19 protein-coding genes are annotated in these 25,896 nt (G+C 51.6%); 8 read left to right on the top strand and 11 right to left on the bottom strand.

All coding sequences use genetic code 11. The features are described 5' to 3' along the window. Nucleotides 1-3: 3 nt before the first annotated feature. From Q0W37_RS03685 to Q0W37_RS03700, 4 genes are all read right to left on the bottom strand, one after another. Nucleotides 4-1,131, bottom strand: a complete 1,128-nt coding sequence (locus tag Q0W37_RS03685) for a radical SAM protein (protein ID WP_297698879.1) — start codon at nucleotides 1,129-1,131, stop codon at nucleotides 4-6. Continuing rightward, nucleotides 1,131-1,880, bottom strand: coding sequence for a hypothetical protein (locus Q0W37_RS03690; RefSeq protein ID WP_297698881.1), 750 nt, complete (start codon nucleotides 1,878-1,880; stop codon nucleotides 1,131-1,133). The genes Q0W37_RS03685 and Q0W37_RS03690 overlap by 1 nt, the downstream gene beginning before the upstream one ends. A 374-nt stretch (nucleotides 1,881-2,254) precedes the next feature. After that, nucleotides 2,255-3,697 (bottom strand): adenylosuccinate lyase, encoded by a 1,443-nt coding sequence (purB, locus tag Q0W37_RS03695; RefSeq protein ID WP_073321971.1) that lies wholly within the window; start codon nucleotides 3,695-3,697, stop codon nucleotides 2,255-2,257. A gap of 165 nt (nucleotides 3,698-3,862) precedes the next feature. Then, entirely contained in the window at nucleotides 3,863-5,353 is a 1,491-nt protein-coding gene (locus Q0W37_RS03700; protein WP_297698883.1) for a BamA/TamA family outer membrane protein, read from the bottom strand. Between the two features lie 28 nt (nucleotides 5,354-5,381). Between Q0W37_RS03700 and Q0W37_RS03705 the strand changes: the two genes are divergently transcribed. Genes Q0W37_RS03705 through Q0W37_RS03725 form a run of 5 tightly spaced genes read left to right on the top strand, consistent with a single transcriptional unit; the run spans nucleotide 5,382 to nucleotide 13,049 of the window. Further along, nucleotides 5,382-7,808, top strand: coding sequence for an MMPL family transporter (locus Q0W37_RS03705; RefSeq protein ID WP_297698885.1), 2,427 nt, complete (start codon nucleotides 5,382-5,384; stop codon nucleotides 7,806-7,808). After that, nucleotides 7,789-8,982: a pyridoxal phosphate-dependent aminotransferase gene (locus Q0W37_RS03710; RefSeq protein ID WP_297698887.1), complete on the top strand. Its 1,194-nt coding sequence runs from the start codon at nucleotides 7,789-7,791 to the stop codon at nucleotides 8,980-8,982. Before Q0W37_RS03705 ends, Q0W37_RS03710 begins: the two co-directional genes overlap by 20 nt. Then, a complete protein-coding gene (locus tag Q0W37_RS03715; RefSeq protein WP_297698889.1) occupies nucleotides 8,982-11,126 on the top strand; it encodes an ATP-binding cassette domain-containing protein in 2,145 nt (714 codons plus the stop codon). The genes Q0W37_RS03710 and Q0W37_RS03715 overlap by 1 nt, the downstream gene beginning before the upstream one ends. Nucleotides 11,127-11,131: 5 nt before the next feature. Beyond that, a complete protein-coding gene (locus Q0W37_RS03720; RefSeq protein WP_297698891.1) occupies nucleotides 11,132-12,637 on the top strand; it encodes a serine/threonine-protein kinase in 1,506 nt (501 codons plus the stop codon). Between the two features lie 10 nt (nucleotides 12,638-12,647). Further along, a complete protein-coding gene (locus tag Q0W37_RS03725) occupies nucleotides 12,648-13,049 on the top strand; it encodes a YraN family protein (RefSeq protein ID WP_297698893.1) in 402 nt (133 codons plus the stop codon). Nucleotides 13,050-13,149: 100 nt separating this feature from the next. On the opposite strand, the gene Q0W37_RS03730 is transcribed toward Q0W37_RS03725, so the two are convergent. Together Q0W37_RS03730 and Q0W37_RS03735 are read right to left on the bottom strand one after the other, a co-directional pair. After that, nucleotides 13,150-13,590, bottom strand: coding sequence for a type II toxin-antitoxin system VapC family toxin (locus Q0W37_RS03730; protein ID WP_297698895.1), 441 nt, complete (start codon nucleotides 13,588-13,590; stop codon nucleotides 13,150-13,152). Beyond that, complete coding sequence (locus Q0W37_RS03735) at nucleotides 13,583-14,665, bottom strand: hypothetical protein (RefSeq protein WP_297698897.1); 1,083 nt, start codon at nucleotides 14,663-14,665, stop codon at nucleotides 13,583-13,585. Before Q0W37_RS03735 ends, Q0W37_RS03730 begins: the two co-directional genes overlap by 8 nt. A 119-nt stretch (nucleotides 14,666-14,784) precedes the next feature. Here Q0W37_RS03735 and Q0W37_RS03740 point away from each other — a divergent pair, with 119 nt between their 5' ends. After that, on the top strand, nucleotides 14,785-16,203 hold the full coding sequence (locus tag Q0W37_RS03740) for a hypothetical protein (protein WP_297698899.1): 1,419 nt from the start codon (nucleotides 14,785-14,787) through the stop codon (nucleotides 16,201-16,203). A 112-nt stretch (nucleotides 16,204-16,315) separates the two neighbouring features. Here the strand turns inward: Q0W37_RS03740 and Q0W37_RS03745 are convergent, their stop codons facing one another. Beyond that, a complete protein-coding gene (locus Q0W37_RS03745) occupies nucleotides 16,316-16,513 on the bottom strand; it encodes a hypothetical protein (RefSeq protein WP_297698900.1) in 198 nt (65 codons plus the stop codon). A gap of 123 nt (nucleotides 16,514-16,636) precedes the next feature. Between Q0W37_RS03745 and Q0W37_RS03750 the strand changes: the two genes are divergently transcribed. Continuing rightward, complete coding sequence (locus tag Q0W37_RS03750; RefSeq protein ID WP_297698903.1) at nucleotides 16,637-17,389, top strand: TatD family hydrolase; 753 nt, start codon at nucleotides 16,637-16,639, stop codon at nucleotides 17,387-17,389. A 79-nt stretch (nucleotides 17,390-17,468) separates the two neighbouring features. Here Q0W37_RS03750 and Q0W37_RS03755 read toward each other — a convergent pair whose 3' ends face one another. Together Q0W37_RS03755 and mfd are read right to left on the bottom strand one after the other, a co-directional pair. Continuing rightward, nucleotides 17,469-19,835, bottom strand: coding sequence for an FISUMP domain-containing protein (locus Q0W37_RS03755; protein WP_297698904.1), 2,367 nt, complete (start codon nucleotides 19,833-19,835; stop codon nucleotides 17,469-17,471). 141 nt (nucleotides 19,836-19,976) lie between these two features. Next, nucleotides 19,977-23,348: a transcription-repair coupling factor gene (gene mfd / locus Q0W37_RS03760; RefSeq protein WP_297698906.1), complete on the bottom strand. Its 3,372-nt coding sequence runs from the start codon at nucleotides 23,346-23,348 to the stop codon at nucleotides 19,977-19,979. Nucleotides 23,349-23,451: 103 nt separating this feature from the next. Here mfd and lexA point away from each other — a divergent pair, with 103 nt between their 5' ends. After that, nucleotides 23,452-24,132 carry a transcriptional repressor LexA gene (lexA, locus tag Q0W37_RS03765; RefSeq protein WP_297698908.1) on the top strand — a complete coding sequence of 227 codons (681 nt, stop codon included), beginning with the start codon at nucleotides 23,452-23,454 and terminating at the stop codon, nucleotides 24,130-24,132. A 156-nt stretch (nucleotides 24,133-24,288) separates the two neighbouring features. On the opposite strand, the gene Q0W37_RS03770 is transcribed toward lexA, so the two are convergent. Together Q0W37_RS03770 and Q0W37_RS03775 are read right to left on the bottom strand one after the other, a co-directional pair. Continuing rightward, on the bottom strand, nucleotides 24,289-25,374 hold the full coding sequence (locus tag Q0W37_RS03770; RefSeq protein ID WP_297698910.1) for a hypothetical protein: 1,086 nt from the start codon (nucleotides 25,372-25,374) through the stop codon (nucleotides 24,289-24,291). A 3-nt stretch (nucleotides 25,375-25,377) separates the two neighbouring features. After that, nucleotides 25,378-25,812 carry a peptidylprolyl isomerase gene (locus Q0W37_RS03775; protein ID WP_367186233.1) on the bottom strand — a complete coding sequence of 145 codons (435 nt, stop codon included), beginning with the start codon at nucleotides 25,810-25,812 and terminating at the stop codon, nucleotides 25,378-25,380. Nucleotides 25,813-25,896 lie beyond the last annotated feature (84 nt).

The following is a 25,896-nucleotide window of genomic DNA, read 5'->3' on the forward strand; positions in this document are numbered from 1 at the left end:
TTTTTACAAATCATCACATATAGCGGAATCACAAATTGTGGCGAGCATCCGTTCGTGCGTACAGACTTCGGGCGAAACCTCGTGGATATTGCCCGTGGAATAGAACGACGTGCAGGCACATTCGTGCGCATGGCAACGGAACCGCAAGGCACAGCCCTTACAGTCATCCTTGTCGCGATTAAAGAAATCCAAGATATCACGGGCGACTGGTCCATCCCAAATCTGTACCGATTCATCGAATACGCTCCCCAAAATGTAGGGAGCATCTTTCTTGCTACTGATAAATCGCGTGCAGGGGAAAAGGTTCCCGTTTGCAGCACAGGCGACAATGCCCTCGGCCACATGGCAGCTCGATTGACGGTGGCGCTGCCCCGTCAGGCGAAATTTCAACTTGTCCTGAATCGTCCCCAGGTAAAAGGGAACCTTCTTGCGTTTGAGTTCGACCCAGAATTCGGCAAGTTTTTCATATTGCGCAGCAAGGACATCGAATTCATCGTCCGTCCACTTGCCGTCAAAATCCACGGCGGCAGTCATATTCCTGAACCCTTGCGTCTGAATCCAACGGACAGCCTCCGAAAGCGAACGCATATTGTCGCGGGTCACCACCGAAAGGACTACGGTATCGAGCTTTGTGAGAACGGGAATGTGCGGCTCAATCAGTTTGAAGGAGCCCTCCCCGCCCACCTGCTTGCGGCAGATATTATGATGCGATTCCGGGCCGTCAAGCGAAAGGTAGATGCGGAAATTTTCATGTTTCAGGTATTCGATGATTTCCGCATCCAAGAGCGTTGCGTTCGTATTCACCGCAAAACGCAGGCGGAACTTCGGCGCTGGCGAATTCACAGTCGTCTGCCCAAGCAAGGCATCTTCGCCAAAGCGTTCTCTAACAAGACCTTTCGCAAACTCTACTCCCCTGTAAATGGAATCGAGACAAAGCAGCGGCTCTCCTCCGAAGAACGTAATGTTCAAGAACCGCTGCTTTAACGAAAGCGTTCGCTCAAAAGCCAAACGGATGGCCGCCTCCATAATGTCATTCGACATCACCAGACTGCGCGCTTCGTGGCTCACCTTGTAATAGCAGTAGGTGCAGCGAAGGTTACAGCGTTCCGTTAAAGAAAGAACGAGATTCATCAGTCTTTCGGATCGTCTATATAGATGACTTCGGGTTCAGCAACAACACCCGACAACGGCTCCGGTTCAATTTCAATCGGGTCGCCAGGGAAGGGCTCCGGTTCCGCAGAAGAAGAGCTTTCTTCTAAAACGGGCAAGCCTGCGGTAAGTGTCGAATCGATTTCGACCTCATTTGCCGATGAGGACGGCAAAACATCTACCGACGAGGAACTACTTTCAGGATCCAGTTCAACGACTCCGGCTTGCGGAGGAAACGGCGGAATCGAGGAGCTGGAACTTAAATCATGGGACTGGTCGAAAGGAGATCCCGATTCCGGTTCCAAGGTATCCGGCGGGGCAATTTCGCCCGAGGTGATTTCCAAAGTGTCGATACTGTAGCTGCTAGAAGAAACGCCGCTGACAGGGGCGCTGCTAGAATTCGGCTGATACGCACTCGACGAGGAATTGTCAATATCAGGAGGAACAACCCCTGGCGTCATGATCGGTTCCAGGGATGAAGACGATCTTTCCGACGAAGACGACGAATTCAAAGTCGCCTGTTCGGAAGACGAACTTAATGTTTCCCGTTCGGAAGACGCCCCAGTTTCGGGAGGAAGGACTGCGCCACTTGTCGTATTCGTGCCAAGATCACACGCCGAAAGTACAGCCCCCGAAAGGAATGCAGAAACACCTAGCATCGAGGCGAGCTTCTTTTGTGTGGAAACCGACCATTCGCGGTTCCTTTCAACCTTCTTTTTCTGGATATTCATCTTCGTCCTCCGTCTTACATTCAAAATATAGATAAAAAGATCCCCAAAATAATTGCAACACGCAAATAGACAAAATTCCGTGATTTAATGCATTAAAAAATTGCTTTAGAACATGTCTAAAGCATTTTTAAAAATAGCGATTAAAAGCCAACGAGTAATTTGTCTTAGTGCCTAGCGAGGTCCTAATCTATATCTTGAAACGGAAACAAGTTTCCGACAAGATATGATTACGACATCCTTCGACGAACAATGGGCAAAGCCCATTTCCCGCGCTAAAAGCGCGGAGTCTCAGTAACAAAAAACCGCGACCGAAGGCGTACAAATCGTACGTCGAGAGTCGCGGTGATGCCGTATCGCGACGGCAATAAGGCAAATTAAACCTTGAGTTCGCCGGCGTCGATGGAATCCCACGCAGGGATCGCTTCAATAGCCGGGCGGACTTCTTCGGTAACAAACTTCACGACCTGTCCCGGAGCGCGACCCACGAACTTGCGGAGATCAAGGATTTCCTTGAGCTTCGCTTCGGTGATGCCGAGCTTTTGGAACTTTTCGTTCTTCAGCACGCGTTCGAGCAAGTCGTTGTCCTTGCCCTGCTCCTTCACGACCTTGCCAGCTTCCATGGACATCACGCGGATTTCTTCGTGGAGTTCCTGACGGTCGCCGCCATTCTTCACGCCTTCCATGATGATGTTTTCGGTAGCCATGAACGGGAGTTCCGCCATGATGCGCTTTTCGATAACCTTCGGGTAAACCACGAGGCCGTTGGTGACGTTTTCGGCGATGATGAGCATGGCATCCATGGCGAGGAACGCTTCCGGAATGGCGAGGCGCTTGTTGGCGCTATCGTCGAGAGTACGTTCGAACCACTGCGTTGCCTGCGTGAAGGCGGTGCTGTTCACCTGGGCCATCACGAAACGAGCGAGGGAGCAAATGCGTTCGCTGCGCATCGGGTTACGCTTGTAAGCCATGGCGCTGGAGCCGATCTGAGTCTTTTCGAACGGTTCTTCCACTTCCTTCACGCCCTGCATGAGGCGCATGTCGGTGGCGAACTTGTGCAAACTCTGAGCGATGGAGCTGAGCACCTGGTTCACGCGGTTGTCCCACTTACGGGTGTAAGTCTGACCGGTGATGGTGAGCACGCGCTTGAAGCCCGCCTTGGCAGTCACGCGGCGGTCGAGTTCCATAATCTTTTCTTCGTCGCCGTTGAACAGGTCCATGAAGCTGGCCTGCGTACCGGTCGTGCCCTTCACGCCGCGGAACGGAAGCACTTCGATGAGGAAGTTCAATTCTTCGAGGTCGATGAGCATGTCCTGGAGCCAGAGGCAAGCGCGCTTACCCACAGTCGTGAGCTGGGCGGCCTGGAAGTGCGTGGCACCGAGCTGGGCCATGTCCTTGTATTCCATCGCAAACTTGGAAAGCTTGTCCATCACGCGGCAAAGACGCTTGCGCACGAGAATCATGGCCTGCTGCATCTGGATGAGGTCGGTGTTGTCGCCCACGAATGCAGACGTTGCACCGAGGTGGATGATGCCCTTGGCCTTCGGGCACTGCACGCCGTAAGCGTAGACGTGGCTCATCACGTCGTGACGGCGGCGCTTTTCTTCTTCTTCGGCGACTTCGAAGTTGATGTCCTTCTCGTGGGCCTTCAGTTCGTCCACCTGCTCCTGCGTAATCGGGAGGCCGAGTTCCATTTCGGATTCGGCGAGGTAAATCCAGAGCCTCCGCCAAGTCTGGAACTTGTACTGCGGGCTGAAGATGAAACTCATTTCCTTGCTGGCGTAACGCTTGATAAGCGGGCTTTCGAACTGATCGCGCATATTTCTATCCTTGTTGAAATTTTACACGAAGAAATTTAGAAAAAAATGGAATACTACTCCAGGTAGAGATCCTTCGACTTCGTTCACTTCGGCCCTTCGGCTGGCTCAGGGACCTTCGTGAACTACGCTCAGGATGACACTCTCCTGACACCTGATACCTGACACCTATTTAAATTCAGGTGCGATTGTCAGAAGCATGTTCACGCCATGCAGCCCATGGAAACCGAACTGCAAGCGGAACAGGTACATATTGGGCATACGGACACGAACGCCAAAGCCCCAGGAGTTGTAAAAATGCTCGAAACTCCATTTGTCAAACTCGGGCGCAAACAGGGCGTATTCGTTGAAAAGGACGCCATCGACAAAGCGGTCCACCGGCCAACGGTATTCCGTACTCAAGGCCATCAGGTGATGCGTTTCCCACTTGCCACTATAACCACGCAGCGGGGTTCTTGCATTCACGGTCGTAAAGGCGTTGTAAGGTGCGCCCCCCTCTTCCACTTCCCAAAGGTCCACCAATCGGTACTGCAAGGCAATCACCCTGCGTTCGAACAAGGTATTGTACACCTGCTCCGGTCGCCAGACACGAACCACCTCGTCCCAAGAGAAATCGGTATAGAAGCGACGGTTTTGACGGGCTTCCTTTACAGACAAAATATAATCTCCCGATTTCCCTAGGTAGAAATAATGCTGAAAGATAATCTCCGTCCTGAAATAGTCATGGTTCTTGCCACCGTCCTCGATGGCCATGCCGTATAAACCGAGCGTATCAAGCCCCATTTCTTCGAAGGTGAGACCATCATATTTACCGACTTTTGCATACGAACCTTTCAGCACCAGACGATTTCCCCGAGACGGCGCATAGGCATAATCCAGGTTGTCGAAAACAATGTACACCCCCACCGGCCATTCCCAGTGATGCTGGTAAACACCGCGATCGTAAATCGGGAAATCCTGACCGACCAAAATGGAATCGTCCATGTCAGGGAAACTGGACCGAATCGCATCGTAAGACGTCCAAATTTCAGCACTCAGGTATTCCGAATTGAACAGGGGCGCCCCGAGCCTTCCCGTGATCGAAAACGACGAATCGGGCTGGACATAGCTTTTTTGAGTTTCTGGAACCACCACGGAAAAATTGCGGTCAAAGTCGATATCGTAGCGGATTCCGCCAAAGAAACGGGTACCAAAAAGCGCATTCTTGGTATAACGAGCGGTAAAGCCCATATCCCCGTTCACGTAGTACTCCCCTTGCACCACAAGATAATCCTTGTCAAAGGCAATGCCACGGTGACGATAATTGGCACCGACCATCGTTTCGGCACCAGGCTTAAAATTGAAACTCGGATAGATCAAAATCTTATAGTCTTCGCCAATCGAGATAAGCTCCACCGCCTTTTCGACAATTCCGTTTTTCACGGCATAGTCAATAGGCATTGCTATCGGGTAAATGAGCCCGTTCAGCACCGGCTGAATCAAATGTTCAAAAGGCCAAAGTAGAGCCGACGAACGTCCACTTTCCTCACTTCCAGAAGCAGCCGCCTTATCAGCCGATTCTCCACCTTCGGAAGGCTCCGCATACGAGACGTCCACCCCTATCATCAACAGGGTTGCAAGCATCCAAAACAACAGGAATGCGGAATTCCTTTTCAACATACGCCCCCAATATAATTATATTATGGGTATGTTTTCGGTGTTCGCCAAAATAATTCAGAAAATCGCCCATTATCCTAAGGCGATGATCGTCTTTTTTTCGGTTCTAGCCCTCCTGAGCATCTATCCTATCGAAAATCTACGCTGGGAAATCCAACTTCAGGACACCATCAAAGTCCACGAAGTCGAAGCGGACGATCAGGCCATCGAAAACGCTTTTGGCGGACTGGGGAGCCTGACGGTCGTCATCCAGTCCAAAGACAGCCTCCAGAATTTCAAATTCGCCCAGGCGCTCGCCCATAGCATCGAAAAGGACCCGCTGGTTCATTACGCCGAATACACCACGGATCTCGACTTTTTCAGGAAAAACAGGCTTCTGTACGCAAGCGAAAGCGACCTCGACCAGGTCATCATGACTCTCGACAGCGTCAAGGACCTGCACATCAAGAAAAACAACCCGCTTTTCGTGGAACTCGGCGAAAACGAACTGCAACCAGCCGTCGTAAGCGAAAACGAGACCGACAAGCCGATCGAAATCATCGAGCAAATCGAATCCAAGTATTTTCATAACCTGCAGCAGGAATTTTCGAACGCGCAAGGTTCCATCCGCATCGTAGATATCTACCCTGCGACATCGCTTTCGGACCTCAAGGCCAATAGGCAGCTTCTCAACAAAGTGGAACGCTTTGTCGAGGAACACGGGAACGACTTAAACGTCTACTACACCGGCAAGGTTTACGACTCCATCAAGGCAGGAAAAGCGCTTTTACCCGAAGCGAAAGAGGCGGGCGCAATTGCCGCCCTCATTATCCTTGTCCTCATGATCATCAATTTCTACAGGCAGCCGCAGCTGATTCTGGTTTCGGCGGTTCCCCTGGCCCTTCCGACGATTTTCACCCTCGCCTGCGCCTATCTGCTGTTTGGCCGAATCAACCTGTTCACGCTCTCGCTTGGACTTTTGCTGCCGGGGCATGCCTGCCAGGTGATTACGCACGTCTACACGCGCTATTTTCATGAACGCGAAAGAAAGCTGAGTCCCGCCCTTTGCATCGAAAGCGCCCTACTCGGGATTGGCCCGGTAGTTGCGGCATCGTCGCTCATCATGGCAAGTCTTTTTATCGCTATCATCCTAGTACCGCTCCCCGGGCTTCGGGAATTCGGAATCCTCGGCGCTATCGGAAGCTTGCTGAACCTAGTCATCTGCCCGCTCTTGACGACATCGCTTTTGCTCATTCTACAGCGCAAGAAACCCTTCAACATCCAATTTGCCGAAAGGACGCTCTGGCGCCGCAAAAGGTTCTTTACGTTCAAGACCAACTGGCTTATCATTATTTCCATCAGTGTCGTAAGCGCCCTTGCCTGGCTGTACAGCGGAATCAACTTGCGTTTTCTTTACGATTTCAAGCAAACCGAATTACAGCTGGACGAACGCGAAGCCAATGCACTCATTGCAGAAACAGGCTTTTCCACTTACGACCCCATTATCGTGATGCTTCCCGACTCTTCGTACAACGAAGAACTTGTGGAAAATTTCGAGCACCTTAAAAAGAAGGGTCGCCTAAACGACATCGACAAGATTTACACCCAGTACCAGTTCCAGCCGAAGACGAGCATCACCAAGAAGCACCAAATCGAGACCCTGAAAAAACTGATGTCAGATGATGTCCTTGCAAAGGTCTCCCCCGCAGACAGTGCCTCCATTGTCGAGATGCTGGACAACTACGAAAATGACGTCAAGGAATTCGAGCTCACCGAAAACATCCGTCGAAAATTCAGCGACAAGAACGGAAATACGGGGGTTTTCGCCTTTATCATTCCCAAATCCGATCCGAACAATGGACTTACCTGCCGTCACATTGCCGAACAGCTAAAACAAATCGACGGCATCCATAACAAGACCTTCAAGATTTGCGGCACCCCGATTCTACGTGCATCGCTCCTTGACGCCATTCTCCAGAACATCGACAAGTCGATTATCCTTGGAACCATCCTGCTGTGGCTTATCCTCTTGATGTTCTACAACAAGTTAAGCCGGGCATTTTTCACGATGCTTCCGTCGCTGTTTGCCATGAGCTGGGTCACCATTCTGGTCCACCTGCTCGACATCCATATTTCGGCATACAGTTCCATCGCGTTTGTCCTTTTGATTGGCGCAAGCGTAGACGGATCTATTCAGCTGTGGTCTTCGTACTACGAAAAGCAGAATGGAAACGCCTGGACCGTACTCCAGTCGAAACTGATATCCGTCCTTATTGCGCAGGGGGCATCGTTTATCGGAGCCATCGCCATGTTGCTTTCACCGCACCCGGGAATCAAGAGCATGGGCCAGATTGCCTTTATCGGGCTTCTGTGCATATTCGTTTCGCAGTTTATCATTTACCCCTTGACCGCATCGACCTTGGATGCTTACCGAATTTTGAAAAAGGCTAAAGAAAGACATGAAAAATTTATCCACTAGAACCCTGAATATTGCAGCATCTTTGACAGTCGCTATCGACACCTTGGCAAAACAGATGATTGCCGATGGCAAAGACGTTGTAAGCCTCGGTGCAGGCGAACCTGATTTTCCGACACCCGTGCCGATTCAAGATGCTGCAGTGAAGGCGATTCGCGAAGGCAAGACGCGCTACACCGCTCCCGTAGGAATTCTTGAGGTGCGCAAGGCCGTTGCCGAAAAATTGAAGGTGGAAAACGGACTCGATTACAAGCCCGAACAGATCATTATGACAAGTGGCGCCAAGCACGCCGTATTCAACTCACTTGCAGCACTCGTGAACGAAGGTGACGAAGTGATTATTCCGGTCCCTTACTGGGTGACTTACCCGGAACTGGTGAAATGGCTCGGCGGAAAGCCGGTGATTGTGAACACCAAGATTGAAGACGGATTCAAGATCAAGCCCGAAGCATTGAAAGCGGCAATTACCGCCAACACCAAGGCGATTCTTCTGAACAACCCCTGCAACCCGACGGGTGCCGTCTACAGCAAGGCAGAACTCGAAGCCCTTTCGAAGGTGATTGTCGAAAGCGACATCTACTGCATTTCGGACGAAGTGTACGAATACTTCACCTACGACACGGAATTCTGCTCCGCAGCAGCACTCCCCGGCATGGCAGAACGCACCATCGTGATTAACGGATTTTCGAAATCGCACTGCATGACCGGCTGGCGCATCGGCTACGACGCCGCCCCGGCAGAAATCGCAAAGATTATCGGTAAAATTCAGGGACAGGCCACGCACCACCCGAGCAACGTGGCGCAATATGCCGCCCTCGGAGCCTTGCAGATGGACAAGAGCAATGTTCACGCGATGCAGGCCGCTTTCCGCAAGCGCCGCGACTACATGCTGAAGCGTACCGCAGAAATTTTGCCGGAACCGTGCCACGCCCCCGAAGGAGCGTTCTACCTGTTCGCCCCGGTCAAGAGTTTTTACGGCAAGAAGACCCCCGAAGGAAAAACCATCGGAGGCTCCATCGAACTCTGCGAATACCTGTTGCAGTCCCAGGGACTTGCCATTGTGCCGGGAGCCGCCTTCGGTGACGACAGCTGCGTTCGTTTTTCCTACGCCGCAAGCGACGAAACCCTGCAGAAAGCATGCGACAGGTTCATCAAAGGACTTGGCGAACTGAAATAATGCAGTCTTTCAGAATCATCACTCCGCAAGCAGGCGAACGTTTTACAATCGGTCGCAAGCCAGGTAACAGTCTGGTGCTTGACAACCTGATGGTTTCTCGCGAGCATGCGGTTCTCGAGAACATCGACGGAAGGTGGTTCCTAAAGAATCTTACCCAGAATAGCGTCACCCAAATCAACGGAAACGACATCGATTTTCAGGCAATCGAAGATGGCGACGTCATCTTGATTGGCCCGCTTCAGCTACGGGCGACTTTAAAAGGTTCCAGGTTGCAGTTGCTGTTGATGGAATCGGTGGAACGCGATATCGTCCAGACGATTCCCCTGGAAAACAAATGGCTTAGCCTTGATGACCTACACATGGACCTGCCCGACGAAACGGTTGCACGTCGAGTAGAGAAAATCGGCAAGGAAATTGCACAAATCAGGTTCCGCGACAAAGTAGTCGATACGCACCGGAAATCCGCAAAGATCCTGGAAATCGAAAACGGGAAATCCATCCGATTGCCCGGATGCATGCTCAAGTTCGAAAACGGGGAACTCACCTGCAAGAATCTCCCCCTCGGATTCGATGTGCAAGTCAGAAATCTCGATGTTTTCGCCGGTAAAAAGAAACTTCTGAACGAAGTCAACTTTTCGCTTCCGGCAGGCGAAATTCTCGCCATTATCGGACGCTCCGGACAGGGTAAGTCTACGCTTCTCCGATTGTTGCAGGGAATCCACCGCAGCGGTGAAAATTCCGAAGTCCGCATCGGTTCGCTCGACTACCGAAACGCGGAAATTCGCAAACATATCGCGTTTCTGGAACAGGAACCGGAACTGAGGAGCGACCTCACCGTAAGAGAAACGCTTCTGGACGGTGCAAGAAGCTGCATTAGCAAGAAAGATTTCAAGCGAAAGAGCGCTGCATCGGAGGATTCGACTCCGGTCGCCGCATCGATCGTTGAACGGCGGCTCGAAAAGTTCGGAGAACTTTTCGGGCTGAGCGAACGTATGGAAAGCCCGATAAAGACGCTCAGCGGCGGCGAATGCCGCCGAGCCGCCCTCGCCCGCGAACTCATGGGGAATCCAGGGCTTATCGTCCTCGACGAACCGCTTTCGGGACTTGACCCCTACAATTCGAAGATTCTCTGTACGCACCTCAAGCAGCTCGCGTTTCTCGGCCATACAGTTATCCTTACCACCCACAGCTACGAAGCACTCGAAGTTGCGGACAAGGTTCTCGTTCTGCACCAGGGGCAACAGGCTTTCTACGGAACCCCCGAAGATAGTTTCCGCTACTTTGAAAGCAAAGACCCCGAAAAGATTCTTTCGAACCTGAACGACGATACGGCAACGCAGTGGAAAAGGCTTCTGGAAAAGCGTACGCTCTCGACAAGCAAAATCCCGGCCGTCTCCGAGCAGGCGCCCTGCTATTTTCCAAAAACGGACCTTCCGCCCGTCTTGTTCTACAAGATGACGCTTACCGCCAAGCAATGGTTCCGCGACAAGGGAAAATTCCTCACGCTCCTTTTGCAGCCCATCGTTATCGGTTTTCTTTTTTCGCAGATTTTTTCGGAGCTTTCGTCCCTCTGGATAGTTTCCTTTGCTCTCATCCTATGCGCCAACTGGCTCGCCCTCTCGCTTTCCGTCCGTGAAATTGTGCAGGAAAAAGAAATCCTAAAAACGGAATTCCGCAAAGGAATCCCCGTTCTTTCGACCCTTGCCGCTAAAGCGATATTTCCTACCCTGATTGCCTTTTTGCAAACCCTCGTTGTCTATGCGTTTATCCAGTTCAGGATAGGGGCCCATATACCGCTTCCGCTACTCCTTGCCTCGATTGCCGCCATGGTGATTCCCCCCATTGCCGTAGGACTTACCGCAAGCACCTTCGCCAAGAACCAGGGGCAGGCAAACGCGATGCTTCCGCTGATCATTATTCCGCAGGTCGCCCTCGCCGGGGCCTTGGTCCCCTTGGACCAGATGCTCCCTGTTGGACGCGCCATTTCTTACGTTATTTGGTCCCGTTACAACCAAACAAACCTTCTGAATCTTCTTTTAGAGAGAAACGACCCCATCATCAACATCGTTTCGGCTCTCGGCATCACATTATGTTTTTATATTGTGATTGCGATAAAACTAAACTGTTCCAAGAAAGCTAAATAGTTCCAATGATTGCACCTCAAAAACACGAAACTTTTCCACGCCCATTCAACGAAAACTACGACCTGCTGGGAACCCTCGGCAAAGGAGGAATGGGCAACGTTTACAAGGCTTTGGACAAACGACTAAAGCGCGAGGTGGCATTCAAGATTCTGGACGCCTCATCCGATGAAGAAGCGATCAAGCGTTTCTACATGGAAGCGCAGGCAATGAAGGAACTGGACCACCAGAATATCGTTCACGTGTTTGACTTTGGTCAGCAGAACAACCAGCTCTTTATCGCCATGACCTACGTCGAGGGAACAAACCTCGCCGACATTCTGCACAACAAGGAACAGCTTTCGTTCGAAGCGATCGAAGTCATTATCCGCCAAATTGCACGCGGACTTCTTTACGCCCATGGAAAAGGAATTGTCCACCGCGACGTAAAGCCCTCGAACATCATGCTCACCCGCGACAACCGCGTGTACATCATGGATTTCGGCATTTCCTACATCCAGGAAATGGAAAAGGACCGCCTCACGCGCACGGGCATGACTATGGGAACACCCGAATACATGTCCCCGGAACAGTGTCACGGCGACAACGTGACGATTCAGTCCGACATTTACAGCATGGGCGTCATTCTGTTCGAAATGACCTGTGGACGCCTCCCCTTCGAAGGGAACCGCCCTGTAGAAATCGCACTCAAGCACGTCCAGGAACAGCCCCCCGCCCCTGAACTTTTCCGCAAGGATATGCCTGCGGGCCTTTCTCAGCTGATTCTCAAATGCCTCAAGAAAAAGCTGAACGAACGTTTCCACGACATGCAGGAATTTTTGGATGCCTGCGACCAGGTTTTCCCTGCCGACGGAGCACGGGGCCAGCGCCCCACCATGGGCCACACGCCGCTTCGCCGCCACACGGCCTCTATCACCGAGATGGCAAGCAAGATTTCACCGCGCGCTCGTATGCTCCAGAAAAAGCTCACGGCGCTTGCGATATTCATTTTCCCGCTCATCATCATGCTCCTCATTCTCCTGATGCTCACGCATAAGCCCGAAAGCACGCTCCGCGAACTGGAATGGAGCGAAGCCCTCGGAAACTACGAGACCAAGGCGCTTGAAGTCGACGAATCGAACGGATACCCGCTTTCTAACTTGAGCGACGGAAACCTCACCACGGCATGGCTCTACACGATGCCGCAAAAGCCGCAGAATCCGGTACTCACCCTGTACTTTGACGGAAACGCCATCGTGACGCATTTCGGAATCGCAATTGGCTACCAGAAATCTGTCGACGATGCCTTCGGGGATCGTTTCCGCATTTTCAAGAAGCCGCGCACCATCACGCTCGAAACCAAGGACGGGTTCAAGCAACGCGTAAAGCTCGAAAACATCCGCGGAATGCAGTACCCGAACATTCAGGCCATCGAAACGACTGAACTCAAGATTTACCTGGACGATGTATTCGATGGTGAAAACGAGGACTTCGCTGTTTCAGAAATCCGCTTGCTCGGCATGGAATTGCCGTAAAGAAGTTGAAGTGAACAAATCGAACAACAGGCCGAAGGGTAACTTTATCGAGACGCAGGCTGCCGCCTACCTTTGCCGCGAAGGATACGAAATTCTCGCCCGCAACTACGCCTACCAAGGAGGCGAACTCGACATTGTCGCCCGTGACGGAAAGACGGTCGTTTTCGTCGAAGTAAAATCTGTGTGGAACAACCAGCAGGGAAACCCTGCCGCCCGTGTCAACGGAATCAAGCAGAAGAAAATCTGGAAAACGGCCTGCCACTTCCTACATACCCAAAAAGAAAGCGCGCCCCAGGGCTTTGACACGCCTTGCCGTTTCGACGTACTTTCTGCCCGAGTGTACCAGAAACCCCTCCAGTTTACACACATCAGGAACGCCTTCGAAGGCACGCAAGTTATCCCGCAAGCTTAAGTTAGTAGGCCCTTCGGCAGGCTCAGGGACCTTACTCGGTTCCCAAGTCATTTTCGACCGAAGGGAGGGATGACTTTTTTTAGTAACTCAGAACTATTAACTACACTTCCACTTCGTCGAGGAGCACGACGGGAATATCCGTCAAGTCGCGCATAGAGGCGCAGTCGGTCAATATGCAGTCGGCACCGCAAACATAAGCCGTCGCAAGGCGTAAGGATTCTTCAACGCCAAGGTTATTTTTACCGGCAAATTCAGCGGCCTTCACTGCAATTTCCCCGGACACCTCGCAAGACTTCACATTACGGGAATGTTCAAAGAATTCGCGGTACTGCCGTGCAAGAACACCTTCGCCCGAAGCGTAAGCCTTGCGCGAAAGTTCGAACAAAGTCACGTTCGACACCAGTAACGTGACGTTATTTTCGTAGGCATGGTCGAACACCGAAGACACAACCGGATAATAGTCCGGATGCATCTGTAACAGGCGAACGATCGCCCCCGTATCCATAAAAAGAACTCGGGACTTTTCGAGCGCCCTATTCATAGATTTCCATGTAGGCGATATCTTCGCGCATACCGGCACGAACCATCTTGAAACGGTTTGCCTGCGGGTAGAAATACCAGATCATCCATTCGCCCGCCATATCGGTACGCTTGGTCTTGATGGCTATGGGTTTTTCACCGTTAAAGAAATCACGCTTGTGCGGAATCACGTGTTCGAACGGACGATACGTATGCACGTCGCCACCGGCTTCGCGTTCGATAAATCCGTTTCCGTCCTTACTCCAGGTAATAGTCACTACCCCGTTGTCGTCCTTGACCTTTTCGCAACTGTCAAATCCGCTGCCGCACCACAGGTACTTCTTGTACTTGAAGCTCTGCTCGGGCATATTGAAGGTCTCTACGACGCGGCGGTTTCCTTTATATGTAGGATACTCGCCTTCGAGCTTGTAGTCACCGACATTGTATTCGCTACATCCGCGCTGAGCCACCTTGACTTGCCTGTTCACCACCGAAATATCAACCGTACAGCCGTCTTCGGTATAGGTCAAACGGGCATGTCCGTTCGATTCGCGAAGTTCGACGTTACTGGCTTCAAGTTCGGCACGGCCAGTTACAGGGCCGTTCTGGATAGTGAACGAAAAATAGCGCGGATTGGTCGGCGACTTTTTCAAGACAACACTACCGGTGGCAGACGCATACTCACCGCTCAAGTCCATCGCGGCCTGCTGGAAACGGGCAAGGTCGGCACGCTTCACCCAGCCTTCGCCGAGTTTGCACTGGATCGGGACAAACCGGGGCGGTTCCTTCGGTTCAACCTTTTCCCAGGTCACGACACGTCTTTTCTGCATCTTTGTCTTGGGGTTGCCTTTCTTGTCTTTCTTGACGTTGCCCTTTTTGTCTTTAATAACAACCTTTTCCTTGACTACCTGGACTCTTTTTACGGAATCCATCGGAATGGGAAGTTCACGGATCCAGTCCGAAAAGAGAAGGGCCCCCGCCGGCGAAGATTCGTCGATTTGCCCACCAACCTTTTTATAGACGTTCAGCGATTCCTGCGCAAAAGCAAAGCAAGCCGCCATTAAGAACAAAAACGTGAATAGAACTCTTTTTTTCAAAATAAACCTCTCGTTCAAACAAAGTTAGCTTTTTAGCTAAAAATAATTCTAGGAAAAATGACTTATGAAACATTTTTTGCTACAATTTATAGCGTGGAATATATAAAGGAGTTCCTTATATGAAGAAAATGTTTATCGCCTCCTGCATCATGGCTGCAGCCGTATTTGCAGCTCCTGAAGCAGCTCCGGCTCAGGACCAGCCCGCAGCAGCACCCGCCACCGAAGCACAAGCTCCCACCGCAGAACCTGCCGCACAAGCAGCAGCCCCTGAAGCAGCTCCCGCAGCTGAAGCCGCCCCCGCTGAAGAAGCCAAGGCAGAAGCTCCTGCCGAACAGACGGCAGAAGCACAACCCGCCGAAGCTCAGCCTGCAGAAGCCCCCGCAGCCGAAGCCCCGGCCGCAACAGAAGCTGCCGTAGCAGAAGAACCGGCTAAGACCGAAGTCGCAGCCGCAGAAGCTGCTCCCGCAGCTGAAGAAGCCGTTGCAGACCCCGAAAAGAAGCCCGCCAAGAAGAAAAAGCGCAAAAAGAAAAAGATGATCGAACAGGCTGTCATGTCTGTGAACCAGATTGATTTCGACATCAACGCGGATTTCGAACTCGAAGCAGGCAAGGTTCTCTGGACCAGCGAAGACGACAAGATGGGCGACAACCTCGAAGTCTGGAATGGCGAAGCCAACTTTGCCGTTCTCGCCGAAACCGAAAACTTCAAGGGTAAGATCGGCGTAGCCTTCTACCCGGGCGACCTCAAGTCCGACGACGACAATATCGACAAGAAGGTGAAGAAGGAACAGCTCCGTGAAGGTTCTCACAACCACGGTGGCGATTACTTCTCCCTGGACGAAGCATGGGCAATGCAGGGTACCGACCTGTTCACCTTCAAGGTCGGTCGCTGGGACAACACCGACAAGAGTGGTGACTACTTCGGTGGCTACATCGATGGCTACCTGAGCGGATTCCTTTCCACCCAGCCTTCCGAAAACCAGTTGCAATTCGGCTTCACTCCGAGCGACAACATGGAAGCCTACATTTCCTTTATCAGCAAGTCCGAAAACCTGGATAAGGGTGACCTGCGCGCCGCCTTCAACTTCCACGGTCTCGAAGGCATTTCCAGGCTCAAGGTTCAGCTCGCCTACCGCAGCAACCTGTTCGACGCCGTTTACGACAGCGATGCCGACATCAAGCACAACGCATCTTTGAAGGCTAACCTGCCGCTCGTCAACAACACCGTGGATGTTTTTGCCGAAGCCGCCCTTATGGACATGGCCGACGACATGGTGATTCCGGTTACGGGTGGTTTCGCCTTCTACACTCCGGTGGTTGACCGCATCATCCTCGAAGCGGAATACGTTGACGACCGTGAAAACCACAGCGACTTCTGGGGTATGGAAAACAAGCCGAAGCACGTGAAGAACGTTCTGGGCGCCCTCTACCTGGAAAAGGCTTTCACCGACCGCTTCAGCCTGTCCGCCGGTTTCCACAGCTACGGCTGCACCAAGGACTTCATGATCTCGGGTAACCTGGTTGGCCGTATTAATTAGTTCCTAGTTCTTAGTTACTAGGTACTAGTTAAAATTTCTAGGGAATTAGAAAAGTCCCGCGGATTTTATCCGCGGGACTTTTTCATTTAAAATTGCGGCCAGAGGCGACTTGCTATACGCCCTTGCGTTCCAAATCCAGCAAAAGCGACTGCAGGGAGTCTTCGACGCTCGTACGGAAATCGGCCGAACCAAGGCTACAGGACGCAACGACTTCTGCCCCCTTGGTGATACGAATAACAGCAAAACCGCCTTCGATTGTAAAAGAAACACCGAGACCCTTGTTCAAGGCTTTTTCCAAAAGATCACGCATAAAAAACTCCTTTTTAATGCAAAAGTAACTTATACATCTAAATTAGGCTTTTTTTGAGAAAAAAACAAGAACTTTTTTTCTTTTATTTGGTAAAATCTCGTTTTTCGGGATTATATTAAGGGTATGTACGACTTTCACCTTCATTTGGCGCGACTCCCCCAGCCGAAAAAACTGGCAATAACCCTGCAGGACCAGGGTTTGCATTTCAACGCGATTGCCTGCGAACCCTGGGAGTGGGAAGTTTTGCAGAAAATGGATGGCAACCTATTCGAAGGATCCACCCGTAGCTACGGAATTCACCCGATGGTCGCTAGCGACGTTACAGAAGCGGACTGGGAACGCCTCGAATCGCTATTGGACAACTATCCCGAAGCATGCGTCGGCGAATGCGGCCTGGACAAACGCTACGAAGGTTACTCCGACGACAACGGAAAACCGGGGCTTCAGGAACAAGCTTTCCGGCGGCAGGTGGAACTTGCCCGCGACAAGCACCGCGATTTGCACATTCACTGCGTCGGAGACTACTCGCGCATCGTGAAAATTTTGGAAGAATGTGGCTATCCCGGCAAAAAGTCCGTTATCAAGACACGGAAACGCGCCCCGAAAATCCACGTGATTTTCCACCGTTTCGGCGGAGATATTTCTGTCGTGCAAAGCTCCCAGCCGATGAGTCCCATTTTCTCTTTGCATCAGGATTCCTTCCGCAAGAAAGCGACCCTCGACGCGATTCCCCAAATTCCAGCGGAACAGATTCGTTTCGAAACCGACGCAGACGAAACATTCATCGCGACAAACCTGCTCAAGAACGAATCTTCCGATAGAATCGCCCAGGCTCTCAAGGAACAACTTGAAGAAACAATGAAATTAGGCGGTTAGGCACAAGTTCAGCACAAGCCTTTTTACAGCAAAAGAGACGGTCTTGACCGCCTCTTTTTAATTTGACGTTTGTTAAGGGTTAGTCCTTAAGGCAACGAACGGAGTTTCCATTGCTCTTACTGTATAGTCCCTGAATTCCAGCACTGTTCGCCCTTAATTGCCAGTAGCCGCCATAAGTTTCAGATTGCTGACCGAAGCACCAGAATTGAGCATATTGTCCCACAAGATTATATGTGCTAGAGTAAAAACGACCACCGGGAAGGGCTGAAAATCCATAATCGTCCGTAGCATCAGTCCAACTTTCGAAACCTCTCGCCTGCATCGCTGAAGGACTTTCACCCATAACAGAATAAAGCGTTTTCCATTCTTCACCACTGGGCAAATGCCAGCCTTCAGGACAAACTCCACTACTCAAAATAACATTGTAGCAATTCTTACCATAGCCACACTCTTCCTCGGACTTACCATGAGCGGCGGCCCAAGTATAAAGTCTACCATACTTGGCACAGCTATCCGGTTCATTTTTGTAGCAGAAACTGTTTTCAACTTCGTAGTTCAGGTTTTCCGCCATCCAATACTGACCGCCAATCTTAATGGTGTTGTAAACTTGATTGTCACGCGGGTCCGTAATCACGTTCACAGAATCAAACTCCCATCCATCAGATGTGCAAGTATATGATGAGTGTAAGCCCAAAGTGTCAGACGGACTCGACAAATAACTCACGCACCCTTTATTCAAATAAATTTCTAAACTATCCGCATACCGAAGCGTATCCGCATCCCAAACCATTTTTCGTCTTGTAACCGGACCATCAAGAAGCGCACCCTTCTTTGTATTCTTCGGACTCCAACCAAACCGATCCTTTTCCAAATCAGTCGCCTTACGCCACCTAGCACTTTCGGCATCCACACAGATAAAGCGAACTTTTCTGCCTGCACTCGAAGTATCTTTATAAGACTGTGCATAATAGCTCGACCTTGAATTCGTAACCCGTTTTACAGTTCCCTCGGGAGCGCTATCACTGCCACACACGCCAAGGCCAAGTTCCTCGCTCCAGAACCGATGAACAAATTTTTCAAAGTCAGGAACGTCACCGAGTTTCCATTTTTCGACATGACTACGGATCTCAGCCAATTCACCAGCGTCATCCACCGTTGCGGCCCAGTCAGAGATTTCAGCCTTTTTCGAGGCATCATCCCAAGAGCCATCCTCTTCCAAATCGATAGACATTTCCGTCAACAGCACCGAAAGCGCCGTTTCGTTAAAAGAACGTTGCAACAGAATCGAAATGGCAAGGAGTGCCGCATCGGCGTCCGACTTACCAAACACGTTGAGGTCTTCGGATTCCGTCTTGAAGTTGCTTGCATCGATGTGGAACGCCGAAAGAATCTCAGCCTGAGCCTGTCTCTTAGCAGCCCGTACCGTTTTCTTTTCCTTCGTCACCAAGTAATACACGCGGTCCTTTTCAAGGTGTGTCAGCAGGTTAACGTTTGCGGACTTACGCATAAGCATATTGGTGTAGGCCTGCAACTTGATATTCGAATTCGTATTATTGCCAGTCACCTCGTTACGGTAGTTACCTTCCACTTCGATCAGGGCATATTGGCTTACCAGATTACGCGAACTAAACTTGTAGCGTCCATCGTCCTTCTCTATGCGACTGGTAAAAGAGTTTCCCATCTGCTTGAGGGTGCGGCCATCGGAAAGTTCATACAACAGAACCGAGGAGCCCTTCAGGAAAGGCCCCTTCTGCGAATAACCGGAAAGTGAATCCAGCGAAATCGCAATCTTTTCGGAGTCAAGTTCAAGAGAGTCTCCTGCTGTCGTATCGACCGAAGCTCCCCCGACCTTAAAATTCAGCGTCATCGTAGAATTGCCACATTTGATGATGGCAGAAGAGTCCGTCTGATTGACTATCGAGCAACCGACACCATCCTTACCATTCTTTCCGTCTGCACCAGTATCGCCTTGGTCGCCCTTTGCTCCGTCCTTACCAGCGGCACCGTTCAGCACCACGCCGATGCTGTCGCCGTTACAGATAATCTTGAGGCCGCTCTTATCATTGAGTTCCTTGGTGGTGCAACTGAAATCGCCTCCATTCAAGTAAACCGTATCGCCCGCCACAAACACAGTATCCTTCGCGGATTCCTTCGTGGCAAACCACTTGCCGTCTACGCAGACTCGGTCGGCGGATTCGTCTTTGACCCAGACGCGTTCGCCCTGAGTGTCCTTAGTGCATTTGGGGAGGTCTTTAACCGAGGAAACGATTTCTGTGCCGCCGGTTGCCTCCTCTACGATTTTTTCGGTAGTGGTGTTTTCGCCGCAAGCCGTGAGGAAGATGGCAACGAGAAATGCTGCTAGAGATCCTTCGACGCAACGGCCCTTCGGCAGGTTCAGGGACCTATAGTTCCAGGATGACATGGTGGGGAATAAACTTTTTTTCATAAGAAGGCACCTTTTTTCAACTACAATTTAGATTATAACGACAAAAAAATTCAACAAGAAAGGGAGATGCCCGCCTACGCGGGCATGACAATCCGAAAAAAATCAGCTAGAGATCCTTCGACTCCGGGCTTAGCCCTTCGCTCAGGATGAGGCTTTCTGAGTGGGGACCGTCGCGACGGTTGAATCAGCCTTAATCACCGCGAAGGCGCGGAATTCCTTAAGCGCCTTTTCGGCGAGTTCCACGGCATTCCCCTTTCCAAGCTCAATGACGACTTGCAGCGGCGAGCCGCCCATGATTCGCATGGGGAACTGCGTATTGGCGTACATTTCGCTGATGATTCGCGGATCGGGCGGCGGGAATTCCACGAAGGTGGCCGCGAGCATTCCCTTACGCTGCACCAGGCCCTGAATACGGAGCCGCCCCGCCAAGAGCCCGATTTCGGTCACCAAGAGCAACATCTTGGCGGCATCGGGCACAGGCCCGAATCGATCCGCGAGTTCCTGCGCAAGCCCCGTCATCTCGTCGATATGGGTGGCACGAGCAATCCGCTGGTACATCGAAATTCGAGTGAGACCGTCCTGAATGTAGTCTTCGGGGAGGTAAGCGTCTACGCCGAGTTCCACACGGGGCTGAATCGGCTTTTCGGCGGTTCCACCGCGCAGCTGCTCCACCGCTTCGCGCACCAGGCGCACATAAGTTTCAAAGCCGACTTCCGCGATAAAGCCGTGCTGTTCTTGGCCGAGCAAGTTGCCCGCCCCGCGGATTTCCAGGTCGCGCATCGCAAGCTGATAACCGCTACCGAGGTCAGTGAACTGTTCCAGCGCCTTCAAGCGTCGCATCGATTCTGCCGAAATATCATGCTGCGAAGGTATTACCAACAAGGCCTTCGCAAGCACGCTACTGCGGCCCACGCGACCACGCATCTGGTAAAGTTGACTAATACCAAAGTGATGCGCATTCATGATAATAATCGTATTCGCGTTCGGCACGTCAAGCCCCGATTCAATAATACTCGTACTTACGAGAATATCGAACTTGCGGGAAATAAAGGTCTCCATCGCATTTTCGAGTTCGCGATCATTCATCTGTCCGTGAGCAATACCGATATGCGCTTCAGGAACGAGCCGTTCAATATCATCGGCCAACTCGTATATACTTTGAACACGGTCATTCACAACAAACACCTGACCGCCACGGGCGAGTTCGTCTTCAATCGCCTGCTTAATCACCATGTCATCGCGCTTCATGAGCTTGGTTTCGACCGGCAAGCGGTTCATAGGCGGCGTGTTAATCAGTGAAATATCACGGACACCCGTCATGCTCAAATGGAGCGAACGCGGAATCGGAGTCGCGCTCATACTCAGCGTATCGACCGCAAGGCGCATTTCTCGCAACTTTTCCTTCTGTTTCACGCCGAATTTCTGCTCTTCGTCAATGATTAAAAGACCCAAGTCCTTGAACTGATTTTTCTCGGAAAGCAGGCTGTGCGTACCGACAAGAATGTCAATCTTGCCTTCGCTTACCTGCTTGAAAATTTCCTTCTTTTCCTTCGCACTCTTGTAGCGGTTCACGAGAGCGATGTTTGCGCCAAAGCCCGCAAAGCGGTCCATGAAGTTTTCGTAATGCTGCGCCGCCAAAATCGTCGTCGGCACCAAGAGAACCACCTGCTTTTTGTCCACCACGCACTTGAACGCCGCACGCATAGCGACTTCCGTCTTGCCAAAGCCCACATCGCCACAAATCAGGCGATCCATGGGGCGACGCGATTCCATGTCGCGCTTGATATCTTCGGTAGCCTTCACCTGGTCGGGCGTCGGATCATATTCAAAGGCTTCCTCAAAGTCTTTCTGTAACTTACCATCGGGCGAGAAAGCATAGCCTTCCACCAGTTCGCGCTTGGCGTAAAGTTCCACCAGTTCACGCGCAATCTGGATGACCTTTTTCTTGACGCGCTCCTTGAGATTTTCCCAGGCCTTGCCGCCCAGGCGATCGAGCTTCGGAGGATTCTCCTGCGTATCGAGGCGTTCAATCTTCTGCAAGTCCGCCACGGGGAACTTGAGCTTGTCACCGCCCGCATATTCGAGCAGGGCACAGTCCACCATGCCCCCGTTCACGTTCACGCGCACAAGCCCCAGATACCGGCCCACGCCGTGGTCTTCGTGCGAAACAAAATCGCCGCGGTTCAGCGATTCAATCATCAGGGCGCTCGAAACGGAGCCAGCGATTTTGCGTTTGCGAGTCTTGTTCGAATGGCGATTGAAAATTCGGGTCTCGGTCAGGAAGGCGATTCCGTCGTCTTCGAGCCAAAAACCTTCGGACATGTTGCCGACTATGTAATCTTCGACCGGGAGACCTTCGAGCATCTGCTTGATACGCCCCAGCGCACCAGCCGTAGGCGCCACCACGTAAACGGTTCCGCCTCGGGCTGCAAATTCCTCGATTTCCTTGGCGACAGCTTCGGTCCCATTCGACGAGAAATCCTGCGGTTTGCAATTCAGCTCGTGACTGTTGCCGTCATTGAGCTGCACACGGGAAACATCCATCGAGGTGCGGCCTACAAACTGGCGCGAAAGTTCGCCCATCTTGAACCAGGTATGCGCCGGGTCCACCGCCTCGGTATCGACTTCGCGAACTTCCCTGAAGGTATTTTCACAGTTCAAATAATACTTCGCCGCATTCTCCGACAACAGCGAAAGTTCCTCAAACACCAGCGAGGCATTCGGCAAGTAATCGAGCAGGCTAGAATTCAGCGACTGGTAATGCCCACGATGCCACCAGAGCCCCGAAAGGTCACCGTTGTAACATGCAGCCTCGTGTTCCTTGACCGTAAACTCGCCCATCGGGAAAAGCTTCACCGACTTCATGGTCTCTACGGAACGCTGCGAGAAAATGTCGAAGCTACGGATCGATTCAATCTCATCGCCAAAGAATTCGATACGAATCGGATGCGGATACAGCAGGCAGTTCACATCTACGATGCAACCGCGAATGGAAAACTCCCCCACGCCCGAAACCACGGGCTGTTCTACGAATCCGTGATCCAAAAACCAGGGGCGTAACGAAGACGGTTCCGCAACGCCGCCCACCTTGAGTTCAAGGCAATCCTTCATCACCGTATGCGGAGCCGGAAGCCGCATCAAGAAAGAATCGAGCGGACAAACCGTTACAAAAGGACTTTCACTCTCTATATCGCGGAAAAACTTGAGGCGCTCTTCGACAACGCCTTCGAAAGGCACCTTCTTTTCGTAAGGTTTCAAGCCAATCGACGGGAAAAAGCGGACAAACTCTTCGCCCAGGAATCCTTCCAGATTTTCGACCCAGTTCTCAGCGCTCTTGTAATCCTTAGCCACCACCAGAATCGGATTCGGCTTTTTAAGGAATCGGGAGGCCACCATCATGGCAGCCGCCGGAACCGTCGCCCCGTTTACATGAATCGCGCCCCCCTCGGCCTTGCTGAAGAGGTTGAGCGTTTCGCTACGGGCAAAAGTGATAAATTCTGATAGGGATTCCATCTCTAAGTAAAAGATAGAAAAAAAATAGAGTGTTTTTGTAAAATAATGAATTTTTGTGCAGTGAACCTATTGACAATTGCCCAATTGAGCATTATATTTGTATATGGAATTTACAAAAGCGAGGTTCATTATGGACAACAACATCAAGCGCAAGGAACTCACCACACGCCAAGAAGAAATCCTGGAATACATCAAGAAGTATTCCAAGGAAAACCGTATGCCGCCCACCGTTCGCGAAATCGGCAACCATTTCGAGATTTCTTCGACCAACGGAGTCCGTTCGATTCTCGCCGCCCTCATCAAGAAAGGCTACATCAACCGTTCCCCGAGACTTAGCCGCGGTATCGAAGTCATCAGCAACGGTCAAGAAGACAACCAGGCCGAACAACCGAGCAACACCATTGAAGTGCCCATCGTTGGCCGCGTCGCTGCAGGTACCCCGATCCTCGCTGTCCAGAACCTCGAAGGTACGGTCACCATCGACCGCGATTTCCTCGCCTGCCGCTCCGACGTATTTGCGCTCCGCGTCAAGGGCGACTCCATGATTAACGCCGGCATTTTCGACGGCGACCTCATCTTCGCACGCCAGCAAAAGACCGCCGAACGCGGAGAAATCATCGTGGCCCAGGTCGACAACGAGGCAACCGTCAAGTATTACCATCCGCTTGCCGACCACGTAGAACTGCGTCCGGCAAACCCGCGCTACCGTCCGATTATCGTCAAGAAAGACAAGGACTTCACCATTGCCGGAAAGCTCATCGGCGTGATGCGCAAGGTGAACTAAGTTCACTCGTTCCCAGCTCTGCGCGGGACATCGATCTTAAAAAGAAAACCGCCCCAGGTTTTGAGCCTGGAGCGGATTTTTAATTTTTTCCGCGATTCACGCCTTGTACGCGCAGTCGAGCTATTTACGTGCGACGCGGCAATTTCTTGCCGAGATTTATTCGCCCATTTCGGCGAGATCTTCTTCGGCTTCCTTCAGGTCGTCGGCGTCCGGTCCGATAAAGTCTTCATCTTCTTCGTCCAGGGAGTCACCGTCCATGGAACCCAGCTGGTATTCCACCTTACGAGCTTCCTTGGACTGGCCGAGCTTCAGGATCGTGGCACATTCTTCGCAGAAACCAAGGTGCTTATCGACCCAGAATTCCGGAGAGACCAGATTGCGGTTGCAGCGGGTGCACATCTGCGTTGCAGCTTCGCGTTCGAAAATGCGGTTCTGTTCTTCGAGTTCCTTAAGGATACGCTCGGTCAATTCTTCCTGCGTTTCTTCGGCCAAGGAAGCCTTGTGGCGAATAGAAGACGTCGGCTTGACATCAACCTTGACGTCGCTCGACATTTTCTTCTTGTTGGAACGGTCTTCGGCTTCGTCCACCTTGGTGAACATGATGGTTTTCGAAAGCCTCTTCACGCCCTGGAGCAATACGGCATAATCGTAGTCTGCGCCCTTGCCCCTCTTTTCGGGACTAGGCTTTTCGACAGGAGGTTCCGGCTGCGGTTCCGGAGCAGCCTTTACAGGTTCCTGCTTCACCGGTTCCTTAACAGGTTCCTTTACCGGCTTCTTTTCTTCCTTGTCTTCTTTCACCGGAGACTTCGTCGTGTTCTTTACCGAAGTCTTTTTCGGATCATCCTTCGTCACCTTTTTCGTATCCGAAGAGGCCTTGTCCACGGTCGGCTTTTTCGTGTCGTTCTTGGCGGACTTCGTTTCGCCCTTTCCCGTCGTCGGCTTTGCAGAAACCTTCGTTTCAGTCTTGTTCGACTTCGGTTCGGACTTTACGGCCTTCGTTTCCTTAACGGACTTTGAATCCTTCGTAGATTTAGAAGCAGCCTTAGTTTCTGCAGCAGGCTTTGCAGCAGACTTGGTTGTCTTGGATGCAGTAGGCTTTGCTGCCGTTTTGGGGGAGGAAGCCTTTGCAGCCGCAGCGGTTGCTGCGGTTTTCTTGGCCGAAGCCTTAGCCTCTGCCGGTTTTGCAGCCGTCTTTTTGGCGGTAGACTTCGTTTCCTTAGATGCGACTTTCTTAGAACTCATAGGTTACTTCTTTTCCACAATAGAGATGTTGATAATAGGATCGTTCGGTTCAACACGGCACACAACGTCTTGCCCTTCGATAACTTTACCGAACACAGTATGCTTGCCGTCCAGGTGATGCTGGGGCGTCTGCGTAATAAAGAACTGCGAACCGTTCGTATTCGGGCCACGGTTGGCCATCGAAATCACACCGGCCTCATGCGTAAGTTTCGAAATTTCGTCGTCAATCGTGTAGCCGGGCCCGCCCCTGCCAGTCCCTTCGGGATCGCCGCCCTGGATCATGAAACCAGGAATCACGCGATGGAACAAAAGGCCATTATAGAAGCCCTTATTTGCAAGGTCCACAAAATTGGCGACCGTATTGGGTGCGGCCTTGAAATCCAGGTCAACGACGATTTTACCTTCGTGCGTTTCGATGATAGCCTGGATTTCCTTGATTTCGGAATAGTCCTTTTCGAAGACCTTGCCCTCGGCAAAACCGAAGCAGAAGAAACCGGATGCGAGAGCGACAACAATGGCAAT

The sequence above is a fragment of the uncultured Fibrobacter sp. genome, from assembly GCF_947166265.1.
Lineage (GTDB): Bacteria > Fibrobacterota > Fibrobacteria > Fibrobacterales > Fibrobacteraceae > Fibrobacter.

Excerpts from the sequence above, each read along its gene's own strand:
- Q0W37_RS03685 (WP_297698879.1), bottom strand. The coding sequence starts at position 1,131 with ATGAATCTCGTTCTTTCTTTAACGGAACGCTGTAACCTTCGCTGCACC.
- Q0W37_RS03690 (WP_297698881.1), bottom strand. The coding sequence starts at position 1,880 with ATGAATATCCAGAAAAAGAAGGTTGAAAGGAACCGCGAATGGTCGGTT.
- purB (WP_073321971.1), bottom strand. The coding sequence starts at position 3,697 with ATGCGCGATCAGTTCGAAAGCCCGCTTATCAAGCGTTACGCCAGCAAG.
- Q0W37_RS03700 (WP_297698883.1), bottom strand. The coding sequence starts at position 5,353 with ATGTTGAAAAGGAATTCCGCATTCCTGTTGTTTTGGATGCTTGCAACC.
- Q0W37_RS03705 (WP_297698885.1), top strand. The coding sequence starts at position 5,382 with ATGTTTTCGGTGTTCGCCAAAATAATTCAGAAAATCGCCCATTATCCT.
- Q0W37_RS03710 (WP_297698887.1), top strand. The coding sequence starts at position 7,789 with ATGAAAAATTTATCCACTAGAACCCTGAATATTGCAGCATCTTTGACA.
- Q0W37_RS03715 (WP_297698889.1), top strand. The coding sequence starts at position 8,982 with ATGCAGTCTTTCAGAATCATCACTCCGCAAGCAGGCGAACGTTTTACA.
- Q0W37_RS03720 (WP_297698891.1), top strand. The coding sequence starts at position 11,132 with ATGATTGCACCTCAAAAACACGAAACTTTTCCACGCCCATTCAACGAA.
- Q0W37_RS03730 (WP_297698895.1), bottom strand. The coding sequence starts at position 13,590 with ATGAATAGGGCGCTCGAAAAGTCCCGAGTTCTTTTTATGGATACGGGG.
- Q0W37_RS03740 (WP_297698899.1), top strand. The coding sequence starts at position 14,785 with ATGAAGAAAATGTTTATCGCCTCCTGCATCATGGCTGCAGCCGTATTT.
- Q0W37_RS03745 (WP_297698900.1), bottom strand. The coding sequence starts at position 16,513 with ATGCGTGATCTTTTGGAAAAAGCCTTGAACAAGGGTCTCGGTGTTTCT.
- Q0W37_RS03750 (WP_297698903.1), top strand. The coding sequence starts at position 16,637 with ATGTACGACTTTCACCTTCATTTGGCGCGACTCCCCCAGCCGAAAAAA.
- Q0W37_RS03755 (WP_297698904.1), bottom strand. The coding sequence starts at position 19,835 with ATGAAAAAAAGTTTATTCCCCACCATGTCATCCTGGAACTATAGGTCC.
- mfd (WP_297698906.1), bottom strand. The coding sequence starts at position 23,348 with ATGGAATCCCTATCAGAATTTATCACTTTTGCCCGTAGCGAAACGCTC.
- lexA (WP_297698908.1), top strand. The coding sequence starts at position 23,452 with ATGGAATTTACAAAAGCGAGGTTCATTATGGACAACAACATCAAGCGC.
- Q0W37_RS03770 (WP_297698910.1), bottom strand. The coding sequence starts at position 25,374 with ATGAGTTCTAAGAAAGTCGCATCTAAGGAAACGAAGTCTACCGCCAAA.